Source organism: Bartonella queenslandensis AUST/NH15 (assembly GCF_000312585.1).
Classification (GTDB): domain Bacteria; phylum Pseudomonadota; class Alphaproteobacteria; order Rhizobiales; family Rhizobiaceae; genus Bartonella; species Bartonella queenslandensis_A.
Window position 1 is genome coordinate 170632 of sequence record NZ_HE998003.1, and the last position, 1975, is coordinate 172606.

The following is a 1975-nucleotide window of genomic DNA, read 5'->3' on the forward strand; positions in this document are numbered from 1 at the left end:
AAAAGGTTAAGGAGAGAATTATTGAATATTTGGCCGTACAAAGTCGTGCGTCAAAGATAAAAGGTCCCATTATTTGTTTGTTAGGCCCTCCTGGTGTTGGAAAAACATCATTAGCGCGCTCTATTGCCAAGGCGACGGGGCGTGAATATGTTCGTATCTCGTTGGGAGGTGTGCGGGATGAAGCAGAAATTCGCGGACATCGCCGAACATATATTGGTTCGATGCCTGGAAAAATTATTCAGTCTATGAAAAAAGCCAAAAAATCTAATCCACTTTTTTTGCTTGATGAAATTGATAAAATGGGACAAGATTTTCGTGGAGATCCTTCCTCTGCTTTATTAGAAGTTCTCGATCCTGAACAAAATGGTACATTCATTGACCACTATTTGGAAGTTGAATATGATCTTTCTGATGTCATGTTTATCACAACTGCCAATACGCTTAATATCCCAGGTCCGCTAATGGATCGAATGGAAATTATTCGTATTGCTGGTTATACTGAATGTGAAAAAATGGAAATTGTTAAGCAGCATCTTTTACCAAAGGCACTCAAAGATCACTGTTTGTCTAAAAAAGAACTCAGCATTTCTGATGGAGCGCTAAGGTCGATTATTCAGTTTTATACACGTGAAGCGGGTGTTCGTAATCTTGAGCGTGAACTCATGAAAATTGCCCGTAAATCTGTTACAAAAATTCTCAAAACACATCAAAAATCTGTAAAAGTTACAGAAAATAATCTCAATGATTTCTTGGGTGTTAAACGTTATCATTATAATCAAATTGAAGGAGAAAATCATATTGGTGTTGTGACTGGTCTTGCTTGGACAGAAGTTGGTGGAGAGTTATTGACCATTGAAGGCGTTATGATGCCTGGCAAAGGCAAGATGACTGTAACGGGAAATTTGCGTGATATTATGAAAGAGTCTATTTCCGCGGCAGCATCTTATGTACGTTCGCGTGCTGTTGATTTTGGTATTGAACCTCCACTTTTTGAAAAACGCGATATCCATGTTCATGTTCCAGAGGGAGCGACCCCGAAGGATGGTCCATCTGCTGGGATTGCAATGGTGACAGCAATTGTTTCGGTTCTTACAGGGATAGCTGTGCATAAAGATATTGCAATGACGGGTGAAATTACTTTACGTGGACGTGTTTTACCAATCGGTGGATTAAAAGAAAAACTTTTAGCTGCACTTCGAGGAGGAATAAAAAAAGTCCTTATTCCTGAAGAAAATGCAAAAGATTTGGTTGATATTCCTGATGATGTCAAAAATAATATGGAAATTATTCCGGTAAATCATGTGAGTGAAGTTTTGAAATACGCTTTGGTTCATTTTCCTGATACTATTGAGTGGAAAGAACCTTCTACAGCAGCTGTTCCTATCCGATCAGAGAGCAGCGATAGTGAAGGGGTACAGATTGCGCACTGATTCACTCATCTCATGAGCATCGGCATTTTTAGGGGGCTCTGGGGTATTGTCGTGGTTATTATTTTGTTTTTTGTTGAAAAAAGTGAAAAATTCCGTGAATAACTGTGATTATTGCTAAAAAAACAATGTTTTGAATAAAAATAAGACTTCTGTTTGCTGTACTTTTCAATAAACTGACCAATAACATGATTAGGTCATGTTGTCAGGTAATATAGGAAAAGGAAATATTTCATGAATAAAAGTGAATTAGTTAGTTCCGTTGCTGAAAAGGCAGGTGTTTCGAAAGCGCAAGCTGGGGCTGTTGTTGACGCTTTTATGGCTTCTGTAACAGAAGCTTTGGCTTCAGGGGGTGATGTTCGTCTTCCAGGTTTTGGTTCTTTTGAAGTTTCTCATCGTGCTGCGACAAAGGGGCGTAATCCTTCAACTGGTGCTGAAATCGATATTCCAGCACGTTCTGTACCTAAATTTTCAGCAGGAAAAAGCCTTAAAGAAGCAGTTAATAAAAAATAATTGAAACCGCATGAAAAACCCGCTTCATTTATAAG

2 protein-coding genes are annotated in these 1975 nt (G+C 38.6%); both read left to right on the forward strand.

Features of this window, described 5'->3' with window-relative positions; genetic code table 11:
• The coding region (gene lon / locus BN338_RS05900; protein WP_039759971.1) for an endopeptidase La at nt 1-1430 on the forward strand (1430 nt) is incomplete at its 5' end.
• Nucleotides 1431-1661: 231 nt separating this feature from the next.
• Nucleotides 1662-1940, forward strand: coding sequence for an HU family DNA-binding protein (locus BN338_RS05905; protein WP_012231443.1), 279 nt, complete (start codon nt 1662-1664; stop codon nt 1938-1940).
• The last annotated feature ends 35 nt before the right edge of the window (nt 1941-1975 follow it).

Bases quoted from the DNA above. Each gene is read 5' to 3' on its own strand.
- BN338_RS05905 (WP_012231443.1), top strand. From the start codon at position 1,662: ATGAATAAAAGTGAATTAGTTAGTTCCGTTGCTGAAAAGGCAGGTGTT.